Raw genomic sequence first — 3,911 nt, 5'->3', positions numbered from 1 at the left:
GCCTTGCTCGCCTGCGAGACTTGAGGCGTTCGTCGATCGGATAGAGGTTTCGATTCAGGAGACGTGCTTCGTGATGCGGCCATGATAGGCCGGTCCCTCACCGACTGCCGCACGCTCGGAAGAAGCCAAGGTAGGCGACAAGCCTCTGTGGATCGCTGAAGCGCCGAATGTTGCCGATTGCCGCGGCAACGTTCGCACCCACGGTGACGGAGGCAACGTCATCAGGCGACGGATTGTCGGATCCTAGTGGGCACCACCGCGATATCCGCCTCGACCACCGTCAACGCCTCGTTGATCTGATTGATCAAGCCGAGGTGGCACTCGATGGCGGCGCGCTCAAGGAGCAGCATGAGTTAACACCTACTCCTAGCGCCGCTCCTGGAGTCCTATTTCCGCCGGCGCCTGACGAAGCAGCGCAATGCGACTCCCGCGACCGTGGCCAGCTATCGCGATGCCTTGCGCATGCTGATCCTCTTTGCCGCCGCCCGATTGCGGAAGAAGCCGGGGGCGTTGGCGCTCGAAGAGCTGATCGAGATCTCGTTCTCGCTTTTCTCGACGAACTCGAGGAGAAGCGGAACAATTCCGTCACCACGCGCAACGCCCGCTTGGCCGCGATCCGATCTTTCTTCCGCCACGTCGCTGCCGCCGACCCGGCATCCTTCGGCGTCGCCCAACGCGTGCTGACGATTCCCATTAAACGGACGCACATTGACGTGACGTACCACCTCACCACGGCCGAAGTGGACACCCTCATCGCGGCGCCAGATCCAAAGACGCCCCGTGGTCGGCGCGACCGAGCCTTTCTGCTCTTTCTTGGCACGAACCGGCGCCCGGCCTCCGAAGCCACCGGCGTCAACGCAAACGACCTTCAGTTGGAGCGGCCGCACCCACAAGTGCTGCTGCGCGGCAAAGGGCGTAGAGACCGCGTCGTCCCCATTGCTAAGGACCCGGCTGCGGGCGCTGACATCCTTGTTGAGCGAGCGCGGGATCGCCCATCACGAGCCGCGACCGATATTCCTCGGCGCCCGCAACGAGCGCCGGGCCTACCAGACCGGCTTTGGCCGACAAGCCCATATCGCCGCACATCTTCCGGCACTCCCTCGCCATGAAGCTTCTCCAGTCCGGCGTGGACCTTTTGACGATCCAAGCCTGGCTCGGGCATGCACGGGTCGCCACGACCCACCGCTATGCCACAGCGGATGTAGAGATGATGCGCAATGGACTCGAGAAGGCGGGCGTCACCGGCGATCACGGCGTGCGTTTCCGACCAAATGACTCCGTTCTGCAACTGCTGAACTCCATCTGAATGTTTATGTGGCGGAGGCAAGCTGGGTTTGGCCGGTCCGAAGGGGTCAGGGCGGCTCCGCCACATAATCTCGCCCGACGCATAAATGCGGATCCCGGCCCAATGTCTCCTGAACCTGCAGAGCGAGACGCTGCATTCCGCGACGCATATCGGTCCGGCCCACCGCCAACCAGATCCGCACCTGGCTCGGGACCGGGATCATGAAACGCCCCGCGCCTTCACCATCGCCGCTGCCAGTGTTGGCGGCGTGGTCAGTGGAATCCGCAGCCGCACCTTGCCGGCGACGTCCAGCTCGATCACCACTGGCGGCGGGAGCGGCTGGGCGCGTTCGTCAAGAACGTCTTCAGTTGCCGGCTGCCCGGTCTCAGGTCGAAACAGCTCGTTGCGCCAGTATCGGCTGCTGGGCGCGACGCTGTTCGCTGTGTCACAGGAAGAAAGGAAGGTCACCTTGGAGCTCAGGTCAGCCGCCCCTCGGGCTTTTTGCCTATGGCGGCAAAGGGCTCAAGCAAGCCCGAGCTTTTTCCTGAGCTCGGCGTTTTCTTTCCGGAGCCGGTCAGCGAGGAGCTTCTTCAGACGGGCGTTCTCTTCTTCAAGCTTCACAAGATCCTTGAGCTCATCGCTCTGTGTTGTCTGCCCAGCAGCCCTTTTCCAGTGATAGTACGTCTGTTCCGATATTCCAGCGTTCTGAACGGCTGCCTTGATACTCTCTCCCCGTCCGATCTGCTTCTCGATCTCGCCGAGCTTCTGGGCACGCTCGTTCTCAGAGTAATTTCTCCGCGCTGCCCGGACTGTAGGCGAAGCGATCGCTTTAGATGAAGACGCCTGAAGAGCCGAGCTGGCGGCTCTGGTTCGTATAGCACCTGCGCGCTGCGCGGTCCGCTTCCGCGTCTTCGGCGCCTTTGTATCGGGTGTCTGTTCCTTCACGGGCACCTCGCCTGCTGCCTGGGTTGCCTCAGTTTCCTTAAGGTTGGACATCAGAAACTCCCTGCGATTTCAAACATCTATTCTAGCACGCAGCATCTAGAACTTATGGGCTTTGTCAACTGCGGCCACAAAACCGTGCTCGCCAATGTCGCCGTCCGACGCGTTAACATGATGCCAGTAACTGCGGCAATGCAATCGGTTCGCAATCCGCAACAAAGAGTATCGGCTGGATGTGCACGACGCCCCAGTCTCTGAAACAGCGTAGCCGCCCGGTAAGAGCCGCTTTCAGTCTGCCTTAGAAACAAGGTGGTCGGTCGCCACTCCCGCGCATACTATCCGTCTACTCTTGCTCCTCGCACGGCGCCAGGTCCTCGTCATCGATGCCGGGCAGCGTCGCAGCGGCTAAGCCAGCCACTCGCATTGCTCCCTGACAGGATGGTGCCGATCCTGCTGAGATCGCATGCTGGCGCGACGTTGCTTTGCGGCCACCGTCGCGCCTGCCCGTGAACTGTTCGCGCCTGTGCTCATGCTCGCCTTGACACCCTCGATGGGTCCATCCGGGATGGTCAACCATCCCGAACATAGCGGGCAGGCGGGCATCTTCACCAGCAGTCTCTGTGTCGCTCTCGTGGCGGCAAACAAGATCGAGGCTGGCGGGGTGATGATCAACGGTCCTCGAACCATCGATTTTGATCGCGGTGGCCGTTCAGTGTGTTCAAACACGAGGCGCCGTTAGACGGCACCGCAGCATCATAGCGAAGTGCCATGCAGGACGACTCCCTGCAGCATCGTCTCGCGCAGCCAAACACTTGCCGGATCACTGTTGTGAACGGCCGGACGTTTGACGGCCTGTGACGCGAAAAGGCAGCGGAAGATCTAGCATTTATGGGGGAAATGTTTTTTCGGAGTGCTTGACCCGCAGGAAGGGCATGACTGCCTATCGCCCGACCCGGCAAGGCCGCACTCATGACCGGCTGGGCTCGGATCCTGCATGCCGCGCCCGTGAGGTTACTTGTCGGAAGTGCGTCGAGCACAACGACGAGATGTAGTTCACGATCTTTGAAACGCGTGGTCAACTATCCAAAGTGTGGATGCCTTTCATCGAAACAAACGATTTCATCAATGTTGTGGAATCCTGCATGGGCAGAAGCACCTGACGCACACCGATGCCCCACTGCCTCATGGCGTGGCGAGCGTCTTAAGAACTGCCCGAAAGGAGAACTTTCATGCGCTCTACCGGGCAGTGGAGTGCTGGGAAAGGGAGTTGCAACTGACCGGCCATGTCAACTGTCCGACTTCTTCCGAGCCTATGGACAGACTGGGAACCTTCCACGCAAAGCCATTCGAAAGCGGCCGCAGTTGGGCCGGCGCGAGACCGGCAGCCCGCGCAATCGGCTACGACGCGCACGGTGTAGCGGCTCACATCGTCATACTGCACCTACGCCACACACCGGCCGGACCTGATCCGGCTTTATGAGCATTGGGCTTTGTCAGTCGCACAAGCGTGATGGCTTTCGCGACGCGGCGCGCCTCAGGAACTGAGCCGCGGGTCCGGGTCGAAACGCGGGAAAGAAAGACAGGAAACAGAATGGCCGATCAATTCGCAACGGACGTCATTGCCCTGATCAAGAAACGCGCCGAGTCGGAGAGCGGTGAGGGAATGCCTGCGTCATTCGTCGGC

General features: G+C 60.9%; 7 protein-coding genes and 1 pseudogene. 3 read left to right on the top strand and 5 right to left on the bottom strand.

Annotated elements, in window-relative coordinates; all coding sequences use genetic code 11:
• Nucleotides 1-221 precede the first annotated feature (221 nt).
• The gene (locus tag EOA78_RS37860) at nt 222-350 is read right to left on the bottom strand and encodes a hypothetical protein (protein WP_259980032.1); all 129 of its coding nucleotides are present in this window, start codon (nt 348-350) and stop codon (nt 222-224) included.
• A 93-nt stretch (nt 351-443) separates the two neighbouring features.
• Nucleotides 444-887 carry a hypothetical protein gene (locus EOA78_RS37635; RefSeq protein ID WP_245466780.1) on the bottom strand — a complete coding sequence of 148 codons (444 nt, stop codon included), beginning with the start codon at nt 885-887 and terminating at the stop codon, nt 444-446.
• A 170-nt stretch (nt 888-1,057) separates the two neighbouring features.
• Between EOA78_RS37635 and EOA78_RS37630 the strand changes: the two genes are divergently transcribed.
• On the top strand, nt 1,058-1,306 hold the full coding sequence (locus EOA78_RS37630) for a tyrosine-type recombinase/integrase (protein WP_236372574.1): 249 nt from the start codon (nt 1,058-1,060) through the stop codon (nt 1,304-1,306).
• A 46-nt stretch (nt 1,307-1,352) separates the two neighbouring features.
• Here the strand turns inward: EOA78_RS37630 and tnpB are convergent, their stop codons facing one another.
• From tnpB to EOA78_RS35120, 3 genes are read right to left on the bottom strand one after another with little or no spacing between them, the layout of a single operon-like run.
• On the bottom strand, nt 1,353-1,508 hold the full coding sequence (gene tnpB / locus EOA78_RS37855) for an IS66 family insertion sequence element accessory protein TnpB (protein ID WP_084831567.1): 156 nt from the start codon (nt 1,506-1,508) through the stop codon (nt 1,353-1,355).
• On the bottom strand, nt 1,505-1,753 hold the full coding sequence (locus EOA78_RS37620; protein ID WP_236473611.1) for a transposase: 249 nt from the start codon (nt 1,751-1,753) through the stop codon (nt 1,505-1,507). The genes tnpB and EOA78_RS37620 overlap by 4 nt, the downstream gene beginning before the upstream one ends.
• A 54-nt stretch (nt 1,754-1,807) precedes the next feature.
• A complete protein-coding gene (locus tag EOA78_RS35120; RefSeq protein WP_091600632.1) occupies nt 1,808-2,281 on the bottom strand; it encodes a transposase in 474 nt (157 codons plus the stop codon).
• A gap of 409 nt (nt 2,282-2,690) precedes the next feature.
• On the opposite strand from EOA78_RS35120, the gene EOA78_RS35115 reads away from it, so the two are divergent.
• Both EOA78_RS35115 and EOA78_RS35110 read left to right on the top strand, forming a co-directional pair.
• Entirely contained in the window at nt 2,691-2,966 is a 276-nt protein-coding gene (locus EOA78_RS35115; protein WP_091600633.1) for a hypothetical protein, read from the top strand.
• Nucleotides 2,967-3,539: 573 nt separating this feature from the next.
• Nucleotides 3,540-3,665, top strand: a pseudogene (locus EOA78_RS35110) (acyltransferase); the annotation flags it as partial.
• Between the last annotated feature and the right edge of the window lie 246 nt (nt 3,666-3,911).

It is taken from the genome of Mesorhizobium sp. M5C.F.Cr.IN.023.01.1.1 (assembly GCF_003997585.1).
In the GTDB taxonomy this organism is placed as follows: domain Bacteria; phylum Pseudomonadota; class Alphaproteobacteria; order Rhizobiales; family Rhizobiaceae; genus Mesorhizobium; species Mesorhizobium wenxiniae.
This window is presented reverse-complemented; position numbering and strand designations above follow the sequence as displayed.